This is a genomic window from Kitasatospora sp. NPDC092039 (genome assembly GCF_044756065.1).
GTDB lineage: Bacteria > Actinomycetota > Actinomycetes > Streptomycetales > Streptomycetaceae > Kitasatospora.
On the sequence record NZ_JBIVSD010000010.1, the window covers coordinates 115,093 to 130,202 of the forward strand.

The 15,110-nt window shown below is 75.8% G+C and carries 10 protein-coding genes; 2 read left to right on the forward strand and 8 right to left on the reverse strand.

Annotated features, from left to right (window positions below; genetic code table 11):
- On the forward strand, positions 1-603 hold the full coding sequence (locus tag ACIQI7_RS20820) for a ClpP family protease (RefSeq protein WP_401112017.1): 603 nt from the start codon (positions 1-3) through the stop codon (positions 601-603).
- A 72-nt stretch (positions 604-675) separates the two neighbouring features.
- Here ACIQI7_RS20820 and ACIQI7_RS20825 read toward each other — a convergent pair whose 3' ends face one another.
- Positions 676-1,167, reverse strand: coding sequence for a helix-turn-helix domain-containing protein (locus ACIQI7_RS20825; protein ID WP_401112019.1), 492 nt, complete (start codon positions 1,165-1,167; stop codon positions 676-678).
- A 289-nt stretch (positions 1,168-1,456) separates the two neighbouring features.
- Between ACIQI7_RS20825 and dpgD the strand changes: the two genes are divergently transcribed.
- Positions 1,457-2,284 (forward strand): enoyl-CoA-hydratase DpgD, encoded by an 828-nt coding sequence (gene dpgD, locus ACIQI7_RS20830; RefSeq protein WP_401112022.1) that lies wholly within the window; start codon positions 1,457-1,459, stop codon positions 2,282-2,284.
- A gap of 109 nt (positions 2,285-2,393) precedes the next feature.
- Here dpgD and ACIQI7_RS20835 read toward each other — a convergent pair whose 3' ends face one another.
- From ACIQI7_RS20835 to ACIQI7_RS20865, 7 genes are all read right to left on the reverse strand, one after another.
- The gene (locus tag ACIQI7_RS20835) at positions 2,394-7,352 is read right to left on the reverse strand and encodes an amino acid adenylation domain-containing protein (protein ID WP_401112024.1); all 4,959 of its coding nucleotides are present in this window, start codon (positions 7,350-7,352) and stop codon (positions 2,394-2,396) included.
- A complete protein-coding gene (locus ACIQI7_RS20840) occupies positions 7,349-9,376 on the reverse strand; it encodes an ABC transporter ATP-binding protein (RefSeq protein WP_401112026.1) in 2,028 nt (675 codons plus the stop codon). Before ACIQI7_RS20840 ends, ACIQI7_RS20835 begins: the two co-directional genes overlap by 4 nt.
- Positions 9,373-9,606 carry an MbtH family protein gene (locus tag ACIQI7_RS20845; RefSeq protein ID WP_401112028.1) on the reverse strand — a complete coding sequence of 78 codons (234 nt, stop codon included), beginning with the start codon at positions 9,604-9,606 and terminating at the stop codon, positions 9,373-9,375. Before ACIQI7_RS20845 ends, ACIQI7_RS20840 begins: the two co-directional genes overlap by 4 nt.
- 78 nt (positions 9,607-9,684) lie before the next feature.
- On the reverse strand, positions 9,685-11,004 hold the full coding sequence (gene dpgC, locus ACIQI7_RS20850; protein WP_401112031.1) for a (3,5-dihydroxyphenyl)acetyl-CoA 1,2-dioxygenase DpgC: 1,320 nt from the start codon (positions 11,002-11,004) through the stop codon (positions 9,685-9,687).
- The gene (dpgB, locus tag ACIQI7_RS20855) at positions 11,001-11,684 is read right to left on the reverse strand and encodes an enoyl-CoA-hydratase DpgB (RefSeq protein ID WP_401112034.1); all 684 of its coding nucleotides are present in this window, start codon (positions 11,682-11,684) and stop codon (positions 11,001-11,003) included. The genes dpgC and dpgB overlap by 4 nt, the downstream gene beginning before the upstream one ends.
- Positions 11,685-11,710: 26 nt before the next feature.
- Positions 11,711-12,847, reverse strand: a complete 1,137-nt coding sequence (gene dpgA, locus ACIQI7_RS20860) for a 3,5-dihydroxyphenylacetyl-CoA synthase DpgA (protein WP_401112036.1) — start codon at positions 12,845-12,847, stop codon at positions 11,711-11,713.
- Positions 12,844-14,196, reverse strand: a complete 1,353-nt coding sequence (locus tag ACIQI7_RS20865) for a PLP-dependent aminotransferase family protein (protein ID WP_401112038.1) — start codon at positions 14,194-14,196, stop codon at positions 12,844-12,846. The genes dpgA and ACIQI7_RS20865 overlap by 4 nt, the downstream gene beginning before the upstream one ends.
- Between the last annotated feature and the right edge of the window lie 914 nt (positions 14,197-15,110).

The window sequence follows — 15,110 nt, forward strand, 5'->3', positions numbered from 1 at the left end:
ATGGGCTCGTACACGGTTCCCTACGTCATCGAGCGCACCGCACAGGGCGAGCGCACCTACGACGTCTTCAGCCGGCTGCTGAACGAACGGATCATCTTCCTCGGCACCGAGATCGACGACTCGGTCGCCAACGTGGTCATCGCCCAACTCCTGCACCTGGAGTCGGAGAACCCGGAACGCGAGATCTCGATCTACCTCAACTCGCCCGGCGGATCGTTCACTTCACTGATGGCGATCTACGACACGATGACCTTCGTGCAGGCGCCGATCTCCACCTTCTGCGTCGGCCAGGCGGCGTCGACGGCCGCCGTGCTGCTGGCCGGCGGGGACCCCGGGCGGCGGTTCGTGCTCCAGCACGCCCGGGTGCTGCTCGGCCAGCCGGCCAGCGGCGGCCGGCAGGGGACGGTCTCCGACCTCAGCCTCGCGGCCAAGGAGATGGTCCGCATCCGCTCGCAGGTGGAGGAGGTGCTCTCCCGGCACACCCACCACGACGCGGCGACGCTGCGCGCCGACATGGACCGCGACAAGGTGCTCACCGCCGAGGAGGCCGTCGCCTACGGCATCGCCGACCAGGTGCTGAGCCGGCGGCTCCCCTTCGCCTGACCCCGCGCGGCCGGTACGGCGGCGGTGCGCACCGCCGCCGTACCGGCCGCCGAACCCGGGCCGGCGCCCCGCTCAGGCGGCCAGGCAGAGGCCGTCGTACCGCGCCGTGGGCGACGTCCGGCCCCGGCCCGCCAGGCCCTGGCCGGACAGGGCCTGGCCGGACAGGCCCCGGCCCGCCAGGCTCCGGCCCACCCGGCTCGGGACCGCGTACCGGGCCAGCTCGTCCTGGGCCAGCGAGAGCAGGTCCGCGAGCCCCAGCCCCAGCGCCCGGGCGGCCGCCGCCAGCACCTCGGAGGAGGCCTCCTTGCGCCCGCGCTCCAGCTCCGACAGGTAGGGCATCGAGATCCGGGCCGCCTGCGCGACGTCCTTCAACGTGCGCTCCTGCGCGAGCCGCTCACGCCGCAGCACGTCGCCGACGACGTCGCGCCACAGCGGCTCCCTGCGCACGGGCGGCTGCGGGGCATCCGCCGGGCGCGGGGGGCGGGAGGCCCCGTCGGACGCGGGCGGAGAGGCCGGCGGACGCAGGGGGATGACGCGGGCTTCGTTCGGCGCTTGAGTGCTCACCCCTTCAGCCTAGGGATCCCCGGCCCGGGGGGAAGGCCGCGGCGTTCTGCCCTGGGTGAATCCGCCCCCGAGGACCCCGGACGCCCCCTCAGGGCCGCGGCGCCCCACCGGGCAAGGGGCCGTCGCCCGGCCGCCGGTGAGTGGATGTCACGGTGGCCGGGCTCTGAGCGGCGGTGGAACGGGCCCGTACCACCCCGTGCTCTTCTCACCCCGATCCGCTCGGCCAAACGGCCGGACCACGGCCGCCGACATCCGCGCCACCGCCCGCACCCGCCGGTAGCCTGCCCCGGTGGACCCCGTGAACGTGAACGAGGCAGCCGCCACCGACCGGCCCGTGCTCTACGAACGGACCGGGCACGTCGCCCGCGTGACCCTGAACCGCCCCCGGGTGCTCAACGCCATGGACCAGCGGATGCACGCGGAACTCGGCGCGGTCTGGGACGAGGTCGAACGCGACGACCGGGTACGGCTGGTCGTGCTGACCGGCGCGGGCGAACGCGCCTTCTCGGTCGGCCAGGACCTGCGGGAACGGGCCCGCCTCGACCGCGAAGGCACCCCGCCGACCACCTTCGGATCCCGCGGCCTGCCCGGCTCGCCGCGCCTGACCGACCGCTTCTCCCTGTCCAAACCCGTCCTGGCCAGGGTCCGCGGCTACGCCCTCGGCGGCGGCTTCGAACTCGTCCTCGCCTGCGACCTGGTGATCGCCGCGCACAGCGCCGTCTTCGCCCTGCCCGAAGCCGCCCTCGGCCTGGTCCCCGGCGCCGGCGGGGCCTTCCGCCTGGCCCGGCAGATCCCGCTCAAGGCCGCGATGGGCTACCTGCTCACCGGACACCGGATGTCCGCGGCCCAGGCGCTGGCCTTCGGACTGGTCAACGAGGTCGTACCGGACGAGCGGCTGGACGAGTGCGTCGAGCGCTGGACGGCCGACCTGCTGCGCTGCGCGCCGCTGTCGCAGCGCGCCCTGAAGGAGGCCGTGCTGCGCTCGCTGGACCTGCCGCTGGAGGAGGCGTTCACGGCCCGCTACCACTGGGAGCAGGTCCGCCGGGCCAGCGAGGACGCCAGGGAGGGGCCGCGCGCCTTCGCGCAGAAGCGCCCGCCGGTGTGGCGCGGGCGCTGAGCGCGCCCGCGCCCGATGTCCCCGGGTCCCCCGGCCCGGCCCGTCGTCGGGCCCGGCCGGGCCGGAGGACCCCACCCCGCTCCGCCGCGGGAGCGCCGCCGGGGCCGGGTCAGTCGCCGGCCGCGCCGCCGAAGGCGGATTCGAACTCGTCGATGTCCTCCTGACCCAGCGAGATCAGCGAGAAGTCCGACGGGGTGTGACCTCCGGGGCCCTCGGAGGCGTGCCGGACCAGCCCTTCGAGCACGGCCCGCCAGCGCCCGGCGAGGTCGCCGAGCTCCTCCCCGCCGAGCAGCCCGCGCGGCGACTCCAGGACGAAGCGCAGCTCGGGGCCCTCCGGCAGGTCCCGCGCCGAGCCGTTGATCTCCAGCACGTGCCGCAGCGGCGTCGAGGCGTCGACACCGCCCTCGGGCGACCCGTGCCCGACCGCCGGCGTCCAGGGGGACGCACCCGCCCGCGGCTCCCCGCCCCGGGCGCCCGCCTCCGGCCCCGAACCGCCGAACCGGCCCAGGTAGTTGAAGCCGATCTGCGGCGCCGCGAGCGGCTCCAAAACCGGACGGGTGGCCGGGTTGGCGTACCTGAGCAGCCCGTAGCCCAGGCCGTCGCCAGGCCGCTGCCGCAGCTGCTCCTTGACCCGCTTGATCAGCCGCGCGGCGTCCGCGCCGCCCGCCCGGACCTCGGCCGGGTCGATCGGGCCCGTCTCCAGCCACGCCGGGTGGACGGCGGTGAACCAGCCGACGGTCCGGGTCAGGTCCATGTCCTCGGACAGCGGCACCCGGCCGTGCGCCTCCCGGTCGACCAGGAAGCCCTCCGGCACCGGCCGCCCGCGCGCCCGCAGCCACTCCTCCAGCGCCGCGGCGAGCCCGGCCAGCAGCACGTCGTCCACTCCCGCGTGGTAGGCGGCGGGCAGGGCCGCCAGCAGCGGTCCCGCCGTCGCCGCCGGGACGATCAGCTCGGCGCTGGACAGGCCGCCTCCCACGGTGTCGGTCCGCGGGTCCAGCGGCCGGCCGGCGAGCGGCGGCTCGCTCCGGTCGAGCATCCGCCGCCACAGCGGCAGCTCGTCCACCGTCTGCTGCGCCCTGGCCCGCTCCGCGAGGGCGAGCGCCCAGCGGCGGAAGGAGGTCGGCTCGGCGGCGACCGCCGCCCGGGCCGCGTCCGGGCCCCCGGCGTCCAGGGCCGCGTCCGCGAGCGCCAGGTCGGGCATCAGTACCCGCCAGGAGACGCCGTCGATCACCAGGTGGTGGGCGACCAGCAGGACGAGGCCGGTGCTGCCGGCGCCGCGGTCCAGGAGCACGGCCCGCAGCATCACGCCGTCGTGCGGCGCGAGTGCGGCCTCGGCCGCGGCGGCCTGGTCGTCGATCAGCGCGTCCAGCCGCTCCTCGTCGAGGCCGGCCGCCTCCACCCGGGTCACCAGGTCCGCCACCGGGACGGCCCAGGGCGCGCCGGGTTCGGGGACCACCAGCCGCCCGTCCGCGTCCTCGCCCTCCAGCCGGGCCCGCAGCACGTCGTGGCGCGCGACGACCGCCCCGAGCACGGCGGCCAGCCGCTCGGCCGTCAGACCGGGCGGCGCGGTCAGCACCATCGCCTGGCTGCCGGCGCGCGCCGGCGAACCGGTGCGGGCCGCGATCTCGCGCATCACCGGGGTCAGCGGGACGGGGCCGCCGGGGACGTCCTCGGAGGCCTCCGCCGCGCCGTCGTCGACCGACTCGGCGACCCGCGCGAGCTCCGCGGGGGTGCGCAGCTCGAAGACCTGGCGCGGGGTGACGGTCAGGCCGGCCTTGCGGGCCCGGCCCGCCAGCAGCATCGAGGTGATCGAGTCGCCGCCGAGGGCGAAGAAGGAGTCCTCCGCCCCCACCTGCTCCAGGCCGAGCACCTCGGCGAAGAGCCGGCACAGCAGTTCCTCCGTGTCGGTGGCGGCGGCGCGCCCGGCCGCCCGGCCGGAGAAGTCGGGCGGCGGCAGGGCGGTCCGGTCGACCTTGCCGTTCGCCGTCACCGGCAGCGCGTCGAGCACGGTCACCGAGGCCGGGACCATGTAGTCGGGCAGCCTCCCGGCGAGGTACTCCTCCAGCGCCCGCGGCTCGGGCGAGGCCTGCCCGCCCCCGGCCGGCACGACGTACCCGGCCAGCCGCTTGTGGCCGCCGCCGTCCTCGACCGCGACCACCAGCGCCTGGGCGACGTCCGGGTGGGCGGCGAGCACGGCCTCGACCTCGGCCGGTTCGATGCGGAACCCGCGGATCTTGAGCTGCTGGTCGGCGCGGCCGAGGAAGAGCAGCTGCCCGTCCTCGGTCCACTGCGCCAGGTCGCCGGTGCGGTACATCCGCGCGCCCTCGGGCTCGCCCTCGGCGGGGAAGGGGCAGGCGACGAAGCGCTCCGCGGTGAGCGAGGCCCGGCCCAGGTAGCCGCGGGCCAGCCCGGCCCCGGCCAGGTAGAGCTCGCCCGTCATGCCGACCGGCACCGGCTTGAGGAACGCGTCCAGGACGAACACCCGGGTGTTGTCCATCGGCCGGCCCAGCGGCACCGCGTCGGGCACCGCCTCCGGGTCGGTGAAGGGCAGCTGGGTGGCGAAGGCCGTGGACTCGGTCGGGCCGTAGGTGGTGCGCACCACCAGGCCGGGGTGGGAGCGCAGCAGCGTGCGCACGGCGTTGGCGGAGACGACGTCGCCGCCCGTGGACACCTCGCGCACCCCGCCGAAGATGTGCGCGGCCTGCTCGGCGAGCACCCGGAAGTGCCCCGCCGTGGCGTGCACGCTGGTCACCTTATGGGCCGCGATCAGCCGGCCGCGCTCGACCGTGTCGATGTCCCCGGGGGGCACCAGCACCAGCCGGCCGCCGTGCAGCAGCGTCGTCCAGATCTCGTAGGTGGAGGCGTCGAAGGCGTGGTTGGCCTGCACCAGCACCCGTTCGAGGGTCTCGGAGGACCAGCACTCGTCGAGGCAGAACGCGACGACGCTGCCGTACGTCACCGCGACGCCCTTCGGCAGCCCGGTGGACCCCGAGGTGTAGATGACGTACATCAGGTTCTCCGGTCGTACGGGCACCGGGGGGAAGGCCTCGTCCGGCCCGGCCCCGGCGGGGGAGCCGCCGTCCGCGGGGGCCGGCTCCAGGCGCAGCACCTCGGCGGGGCCGAACAGTTCGGCGTCGGCCAGGCCCCGCGCGGCGTTCGGCTCGTCGACCAGCACCACGGCCGCGCCGGCCTGCGCCGCCACCGCGGCGAGCCGGGGGGCCGGGTGCCCGCCGTCCAGCGGCAGGTAGGCCGCGCCGGTCTTCACCACCGCCAGCAGCGCGGTGACCAGCTCGGGCGAGCGCTCGGCCACCACGCCCACCAGCGTCTCCGGGCCGACGCCGAGCCCGGCCAGCCGGTGCGCCAGGCGGTTCGCCCGCCGGTCCAGGTCGGCGTAGGTCAGCTCGTGCTCCCCGGCCACCACGGCCACCGCCCGCGGGGTGCGGCGCGCCTGCTGTTCCAGGAGTTCGGCGAGCGTGGCGCCCGGCAGGTCGCGGCGGGTCGGGTTCCCGGCCCCGCCCAGGCCCTGGCGCTCGTCGCCGGTCAGCACGTCGAGCCGGCCCAGTGGCACGCCGGGGTCCTCCGCGACCTGGCGCAGGATCCGCAGCATCCGGTCGACGAGGGCGCGGGCGGTGCGCTCGTCGAACAGGTCGGGCCGGTAGTCCAGCCGCAGCTCGATGTCGTCGGTCGGGGTGACCACGACGGTCAGCGGGTAGTGCGCGGCCTCCTCGCCGCCGCCCGCGGAGATCCGCAGGCCGGCCGGGCCCGCCCCGAAGAGCGAGGGCGGCGGCCCCTGCGGCGGACCCCCGGGCCCGTCCGGACCCCCGGGCCCGGGCGGGCCGGGCGGCTCGGGCGGCCCCTGCGGCAGCGGGCCGCCGCTCTGCCGCCCGCTGCGCAGCGCCGTGCCGCCCAGGCCCTCGCCCGGCGGCGAGGGGGGCTCGGGCCCCGCCGCCCCGGGGGGCCCGTCGGGCACGGCCGAGCGCATCGACGGGGCCACCATCGGGCCGCGCGGATAGTTCTGGAAGACCATCAGGGTGTCGAACACCGCGCCCGGGCCGCCGGCGCGCTGGATCTCGGGCAGGCTCAGCTGCTGGTGGTCCAGCAGGGCGGCCTGCTGGTCCTGCAGCGCCGTCATGGCCTCGCGGAAGGGCAGGGCCGGGTCCAGCGGCACCCGCACCGGCACGGTGTTGATGAACAGCCCGACCATCCGGTCCGCCTGCGGCACCTCGGCGGGGCGGCCGGAGACGGTCGCCCCGAAGACCGGGTCCAGCCGGCCGGACAGCTTGCCCACCAGCAGCGCCCAGGCGACCTGGAAGACCCGGTTGAGGGTCACTCCGGAGGCGCGCGCCGTCTCCCGCAGCCGCTCGGCGAGGTCGTCGCCGAGCCGGTCGATCACGTGCCGCAGCATCACCGGCGGGCCGCCGCGGTCGCCCGGGCCCACCAGGGTGGGGCCCTCGGTGCCGGCCAGCATCTCCCGCCAGGCCCGGCGCGCGGCGTCCTTGTCGCGGCGCACCAGCCAGGCCAGGTAGTCGCGGTACTGCGGCACCTTCGGCAGCACCGAGGGGTCGCCGTCATTGCCGTAGACCGCCCACAGCTCGCCGAACAGGATCGGCAGCGACCAGCCGTCCATCAGGATGTGGTGCATCGTCACCACCATCCGGTGCCGCTCGGGGCCGGCCCGCAGCAGCAGCACCCGCAGCAGCGGCGGCACGCCGAGGTCGAAGCGCCGGGCGTCGGCCTCGGCCAGCCGCGCGGCCCGGGTCTCGGCCTCCTGCTCGCCGAGGCCGCCGAGGTCGGCGTAGGCCCACGGGATCCGCACGCCCTTGGCGATCACCTGGACGGTGTCGCCGGCCGCGCGGGAGCGGAAGCCGGCCCGCAGGCTCGCGTGCCGTTCCAGCAGCGCCTGCCAGGACGCCTCGAGCACGTCGGGCCGCAGCGGGCCGTCGAGGTTGAGGATCCGCTGCCCCACGTACACGTCCCGGGGCGCGTCCTGGTCGTACGAGGCGTGGAACAGCAGTCCCTCCTGCAGCGGGGACAGCGGCCAGACGTCCTCGACCGTCAACTGGGTCATCGTGCTCTCCGTTCGGGTTGGCCGGGGTTGCCCGCCGCCTCGGGCGGCGGCAGTACGCGCAGGGGCCCGCCGCCGGGCGCCAGCGGGGGAAGGCCGCGGTGGCCGTTCGCCGACGGCCGCCCGGTGTCCGGGCGCGGCGCGGGCGGGTCGGCGAACTGGGTGCGGTAGAGCTCCGCGTACAGGCCGCCGCCGTCGACGAGTTCGGTGTGCCGGCCGCGTTCGACCACCTGCCCGTCCTTGAGCACGAGGATCTGGTCGGCCTCGCGGATCGTGGACAGGCGGTGCGCGATCACCAGGGCGGTGCGGCCGGACAGGGCGGTCCACAGGGCCCGCTGCAGGGCCGCCTCGGACTCCGAGTCCAGGTGCGCCGTGGCCTCGTCGAGCACGACCACGGACGGTTTCTTGAGCAGCAGCCGGGCGATCGACAGGCGCTGCTTCTCGCCGCCGGAGAAGCGGTAGCCGCGGTCGCCCATGACGGTGTCGAGGCCGTCGGGCAGCGCCCGGACCACGTCCCAGACCTGCGCGGCCTCGCAGGCCTCGACGAGCTCCGCCTCGCTGGCGCCCGGCCGGGCGTAGAGCAGGTTGGCGCGGATGGTGTCGTGGAACATGTGCGCCTCCTGGGTCACCATGCCGACGGTGGCGTGCAGCGAGGCCAGGGTCAGGTCGCGCACGTCGTGGCCGCCGATCCGCACGGTGCCCTCGGTGGGTTCGTACAGCCGTGCCACCAGCTGGCTGACGGTGGTCTTGCCCGCGCCGGAGGGACCGACGAGCGCGGTCAGCCGGCCCGCCGGGGCGCGGAAGCTGACCCCGCGCAGGGCGTGGGCGTCGCCGGAGCGCTCCGGGACGGGCAGCGACAGCGTCTCCAGCGAGGCGAGGGAGACCTCCCCGGCCCGGGGGTAGCGGAAGGAGACGTCCTCGAACTCGACCTCCGGGGCCCCGGCCGGGCCGGCCGGGGGCAGCGCGACCGCGCCGGGCCGCTCCACGATCAGCGGCTTGAGGTCCAGCACCTCGAAGAGCCGGTCGAAGGAGACGAGCGCGGTCAGGTAGTTCGACTGCAGGTTGGAGAGCTGGTTGATCGGCCCGAACAGCCGCGCCAGGAGGGTGGCCAGCGCCACCAGCGAGCCGATCTGGATCGTCCCGTCGATCACCAGCTCGCCGCCGACGCCGTAGACCACCGCGGTGGCCAGCGAGGCCAGCAGCGTCACCGTCACCAGCAGCATCCGCGCGTAGACGGAGGTGACCACGCCGACGTCCCGCACCCGCGCCGCGCGTTCGGCGAAGCGCCGGCCCTCGCCGTCCGGCCGGCCGTAGAGCTTGACCAGCAGCGCGCCGGCGACGTTGAAGCGCTCCTGCATGAGCGAGCCGAGTTCGGCGTCCAGTTGCATCGAGGTGCGCAGGTTGCGCTGGAGCCGGCGGCCCACGATCCGGCCCGGCAGCACGAAGAAGGGCACCGTGACGAGCACCACCAGGCCGACGACCCAGGACAGGTAGAAGATCGTGACGATCACCAGGCCCAGCACCAGCAGGCTGGAGAGCACGTTGGACAGCAGCACCGTCACCGCCTGCTGGGCCTCCATCACGTCGGTGTTCAGCCGGCTCACCAGCGAACCGGTCTGGGTCCGGGTGAAGAACGCGAGCGGCTGGCGCTGCACGTGCCCGAAGACCTCGGTGCGCAGGTCGTAGATCAGCCCCTCGCCGATGCGCGCCGAACTGCGGCTCACCAGGAAGCCCACCAGCGCCTGCAGCAGCGCCAGGCCCGCCACCGCGGCGGCGGCACCGGCCACCACGCCCCGGTCGCGGGGCACGATGCCGTGGTCGATGAGCACCTTGAACAGCAGCGGCGTGGAGACGGTGACGACGGCGTCGAGCACGGTCAGGCTCAGCAGCGCGACGATCTGCCGGCGGTAGGGCCGCAGGTAGGGCAGGACCCGTCGGGCGGTGCCGGGCCTGACCCGCCCCCGGGTCGGCCGCTCCTCGTCGCCGGGGTCGGCCCGTACGGTGATCAGCGGGCCCGGGCCCATCATGGTGCGGCGACCTCCTTGCCGTTCGTGGCGGTGACCGGTGCGCCGGGCCGCGGACGCTGGTCGGTCCAGGTGCGGTCGACGTAGGCCAGGCATTCGTCCCGCGCGCCCTGGCCGTAGACGATCCGCCAGCCCGGCGGCACCTGCGCGAAGGCGGGCCACAGCGAGTACTGGCCCCGGGGGTTGACGAGCACCAGGTAGGCGGCGTCGGGGTCGTCGAAGGGGCTGGTCATCTCGGTCTCCTCGGGGTTCGGGGGCCGGCCGCCGGGCGGCGGCGGGGGAGTGCGGGGGTCAGGGGCCCTGGCGGGGCGTCATCCGGGCGGCCGGGCCGAGAAGCGGCCCGCCTTGCCGAGCACGTCGCCGGCGTGGATGCGCAGCGCCTGCTGGACGGCGAACTCGGCCATGTACGCGCGGAATCCGTCGGCCGGCTCCAGGGCGAGGTTCACCATGCGGCGGTTGGCGGTGACGGCCGGGTCGCGCAGCAGCTCGACGGCGTGCTCCACGGCCGCGTCGAGGTCCGCCGGGTCGACGACCCGGTCGACGAGGGTGCGGGCCTCGGGGTCGCTCGCGCGCACCCGCCGGCCGCCGAGGATGATCTGCCGGGCCAGGCGGGGGCCGGTCACCGCGGGGAGGCGGAAGTCCGCCGCGCCGGGGACGATCCCCTCCTGCGCGGCCGGCAGGCTCAGGTAGGCGTCGGAGGCCGCGAGCACGTGGTCCACCGCGAGCAGCAGCTGCATGCCGCCGCCGATCGCGAAGCCGTCCACCGCCGCCACCCACGGCATGTCGGTGAGCGGGTAGCGCCAGGACGGCTCGTCCGTGCGCAGGCCGAGCAGCAGCTTCCGGAGGTAGCCGAGCTCCCGGCGCAGCAGGAAGCCGGTGAGGGTGATCTCGCCCGCGTGCAGGCGCTTGAGGTTGATGCCGGCGCTGAACACCCGGCGGCCCGCGTAGCGCGGGTGGGTCATCTCGCCGCCGCGGATCAGCCCGATCTCGCAGCCCGGGTCCAGCAGGGCGAGGTCGACCGCGGTCTCCATGTCGTCGACCTGCTGCTCGTCCTCGGCGTTGAGGCGGTCCCCGGCGCACATGGTGATCCGGGCCACCCCCGCGCGCCTCTCCAGCTCCGTGGTCTCCAGCCGTACCGTCCCGGTGGCCCGGAACTCCGCGAGCAGGCCCAGGGCGCGCCCGGTGGGCCGCAGCATGGAGTCCATCAGGTGCCCGCCGGCGGCCGGGCGGCGCAGCAGGCCGCGCAGGAGCACGCCCACGTCGGTCTCGTATCCCAGGCGCTCCCCGGGCGGGGCGGCCCGGTCCGCGCGCAGCTGCGCGGGGGTGGGCACCAGGCCGGGCACGGCCGAGGCGGCGTCCTCCACCAGGGCGTCGAGCCGCGGGCGGCGGGTGCGGCCCGCGGTGAGCCGGTCGTAGAGCGGCTCGGCGTGGTGGTCCAGGAAGGCGGTGCGCTGGGCGCGGCCGGCCTCCAGCAGCCGCTCGGTGCGGGCGCGCTGCTCGCCGGTGCGCGGGCCGGGGTCGGGGAACGGGGTGAGCAGCCGGGCGGCCCGGTCGAGCCGGTCCGCGGGGCGGCCCCGTGCGGGGGCGGGGGCGGGCGGGGCGGCGGGGGCCCGGGTGTCCGCGGTGCTCACGCCGTCACCTCGTCGGCGGTCCGGGTGCGCCGCAGCGCGCGGTCGCAGGCGGCCAGGTGCGGGCCGAGCGCGTCCTCGAAGCTCATCCACTGGGCGTCGAAGGCCAGTTGGCGACGGATCGCGAGTTCGGGGCCGGACAGGCGGCGCAGCAGCCGGGCGGCGGCCGCCAGGGCGCGCCCGGGGTCGGTGCTCACCTGGTCCACCAGGCACCGTTGCAGGGCCTCGCGGGCGGTGATCGGCACCCCGAAGAGCACCGAGCGGCGCGCCGGGGCCAGGCCGAGCTGCTGGACCAGCCGGAAGCCGGCCATCCCCGGCCAGGTGGCCTGCCCCTGGAAGGACAGCAGCAGCCGCAGGTCCGGCGAGGCCACCCGGATGTCGGAGGCGAGCAGCAGGTCCAGCGCGGTGCCGCCGCAGTCCCCGCCGGCCGCGGCCAGGGTGGGCATCCGCAGCCGCTCGAAGCGCCGTACGGCCCGCTCCCACTTGGTGACGGCGGCGACGTCGGCGGCCTTGGCCGCCTCCTCGCCGGTCGGGGCGCCGGAGAGGAACAGGGTCGCGAAGTCGGCTCCGGAGGCTTCCGCCTCGTCGCAGAGGTCGGACAGGGCGCGGGTCGCTTCGGCCGAGATCTCCCGGCGGCCGTCCACGTGCAGCACCGGGCCTCCGAGGAGGACGTTGACAGGCATGGCTGTCTCCCTTGCGTCGGGTTGGGTCACCACTGGATGAGCGCGGATTCGATGGTGGAACCCGGTCCCATGGTCATGAGCACGCCGTAGTCCCCGGCGCGGACCACGCCCTCCTTCAGGAGCCGGTCGTAGGAGAAGAGGAACGAGCCGCTGGAGACGTTGCCGAAGTCGCGCAGCACGGTGATGGTGTGCCGCAGGTCGTGCCGGGTCAGCCCCAGGTTGACGGCGACCGCGTCGATGACCTTCTTGCCGCCGGAGTGCACCAGCCAGTGCGCGATGTCGTCGCGGCGCAGCGACGTGCCGTCCAGCAGCCGGTCGACGACGCCCTCCACGTGCGCGCCGACCAGGTAGGGGATCTGCGGGTCCAGGAAGAAGCTGAAGCGGCCCTGGTCGCGGTCCCAGTCGTAGCGCATCGCGTCGATGGCGTCGACGATCGTGACGCTCGCGGTCCGCAGGATCCGGGGCCCCGCGAGCCGGTCGCCGGCCCCCCGCCCCTCCTCCTGCTCCTCCTCGGACGGCTCCCGGTCCCGCGGCCCGGGGTCGGCCATCACCGCGACCGCCGCGGCGCCGTCGCCGAAGAGGCTGTTGACCACGGCCGTGCGCATCGTGGAGTCCATCGTGTAGGCGGCCGAGCAGGCCTCCGAGCAGACCATCACGGCCAGCCTGCCCGGGTTGGCCGCGGCCCAGTTGCCGACCACGGCCAGCGCGTTGAGCCCGGCGTTGCAGCCCATGCCGACGATGTCGGCGCGCGCGGTGTGCCAGTCCATGCCGAGCTTGCGGATCAGCAGCGCGCTCAGCCCGGGGGTGAGGAAGCCGGTCGAGGTCACGCAGCACAGGTACGCCACCTCGGACAGCGCGGCCCCGATCCGCTTCAGGCACAGGGCCAGCGCCTCCGAGCCCATGCTCACGGCCCAGGCCTTGTGCTTGTCCAGGAGGTCGCCCTGGCTCTCCCGCAGCCGGGTGCCGTCGGGCGCCGCCGGGGGCAGCACCAGCGAGCGCTGCTGGATGGAGCCCAGCAGGAACACCGAGCGCACCTTGCGGTCGGTGATGCCGAACAGGTCGAGCAGCTCCTCCTGGGAGTAGTGCTCGGGTGGGACGGCGGTGCCCACGCTCAGGATGCGCGGGGCCGTGGCGGTCGGTGCCCGGTCCAGGGTCGCGGTCATGATGCGTCACTCTCCGTTCCGTTGCCGTGCTTCCCGCCGGGCGTCCCGTCGCCGGGCGTCCCGGTGCTGAGCGCCTCCACGAACCGGGTGAGCCGCTCCACGCCCTGCGCCACCTGAGCGGCCGTCAGGCAGCTGATGGCGAGCCGGATCTCCTGCTCGCCCCCGCCGAAGGGGTGGAAGAACTCCATCGGCGTCCAGATCACGCCGAACTCGCGGGCCGAACGCTCCAGCGCCGCCGTGCCGGTGCGGAAACCGGTGCGCAGGGTGAGGAAGAACCCGCCGTCGGGACGGTTCCAGTCGACCCCCAGCTCCCGGCGGCGCCCCTCGGGCAGCCACCGGTCCAGCTGCGCGAGCGTGTCGGCCATGCAGCGGCCGTAGTGCTCGGCGGCCCGGGCGTTCAGCACGGACAGCCGCCCGTCCGCGCTGAGCAGCGCACCCGCCGCGGCCGCCTGGCTGAGCGAGGAGGTGTTGACCGTCACCATGCTCTTGACCTTCGCCAGGTCCTGCGCGAGCAGCCGCACCCGCCCCCGGGCGTCGCGCACCTCCTGGTCCGCCACCACGTAGCCGACCCGCGCGCCGGGGAACAGCGTCTTGGAGTACGTGCCGAGCTGGACGACGCACGCCGACCCGTCGAGCGCCTTGAGCATGGGGCTGCGCGGACCGGGGCCGCTCAGCCGGTAGGGGCTGTCCTCCAGGACCAGCAGCCCGTGCCGCTCGGCCAGTTCGAGCAGCGCGGTGCGGGTCGCGAGGTCCAGCGTGGACCCGGTCGGGTTGGCGTGGTCCGGCACCACGTAGACGGCCCTGGGCCGGCGGCCGGCCGCGCGCTGCGCCCGCACCGCCTCGTCGAGGTCCGCCACCACCAGCCGCCCGTCGCGCTCGGGCACCGCGACCACCGGGACGTCGAGCAGCCGCGCGGCCCCGATGATGCCGACGTAGCACGGGGTGACCAGGAGCAGCACGTCCCGGGGCGTCGCGAACAGCGTGCGCAGCGTCAGGAACATCGCCTCCTGCGCACCGACGGTCACCACGATCGCCTCGGGCGCGACCTCCAGCCCCTCGTCCTGCCGCAGCGAGTGCGCGACCAGCTCCCGGATCTGCCCCGCCGCCGGCCCGTACTGGTAGAAGCGGCTGCGCACTTCGGCCGGCCCCGCGCCCCGGCTCTCCAGGTACGCCGCGTACCGGCGCAGGTGGGTGTGGACCTCCTCGACCTCGAAGAAGCCGTCGTAGGGGCGGCCCGGGGCGAAGGACACCGCGTCCGGGTAGCTGAACGTGATCTCGTTCAGGAAGTTCATCCGGTCGAGGACGGGGTCCTCGATGCTCGAGTGCAGCGTCGTCGAATCGAGCACCATGGTGCCCACCTTTCCGCGTACGGGCCGCAGTTCGGGCCCCGCGCCGAAGGGCGCGGGCCACGGCCCGCGGGAAGGAGGTGCGGCAGGGCACCGGTGCGGGCGATGTGCGGCGGACGGCCTGCGGCAGGCCCGGGCCCGGCGGGCGCCGTCGTCCGGCTCGCGTCGTGCGGTCGGGCACCCGCGGCGCGGCGTGCCCGACGCCGTAAACGCGGGGCGCACCGGGCGGCCGTGCGGCCGGACCCGACCCCGGTCCCCGGACGTACGCCCCGCGCGTCGGCGAGCGCCGCGGGCAGCGGCGCCCGGCCCGACCGGGGTGTGCGCGCGAGGACCGGGGGGCGTCCCGCCGGCGGTTCGCCGGGGTCGGCCTCCCGCGTTCCCACATCGACCGATTTCGACTTCGAATTCATGGCGGCCCCTCGGACCCGGCCTGCGGGCCCCGGTCCCGGCAACGCCACTGCGCGCGCACCACCTGTCCGGTGGCGCGGGCGCGGCGCTTGAACGCGAGAACGGCCGTCGAAGGCGACGGGGCTGAGCGCGACACGGGGGATGCCCGGCATCCCGGCGCGCCCCTGTCACCGCTTCGAACCGGCAACGGATATCAAACGGATACCTGGAGCAAGGGCCCTGTCTGCTGTTTGTCCTGTTCCAGTACGCGCCCCCGCACAAGCCCCTGTCAAGTGCCGAGCGTTTCCGTCCGACTACGGTCCGCCACCACCCGGGTGGCCGGGCGGGGCGCCGGTCGCGCCCCCGGCGCCGGGCGCGGGACGCGCGGCCGGCCCGGCCCGCGGCTGCGGACGGCTGCGGACGGGCGGCCACCGAATTCCAACCCCCTTGGGCGGGGGGACGTTTGGGGCCCTGGGGGCGGGGCCGGGCGGCGCGTAGGATCGGAGGCCGGCGGGCGGGTGGCGGGGCGG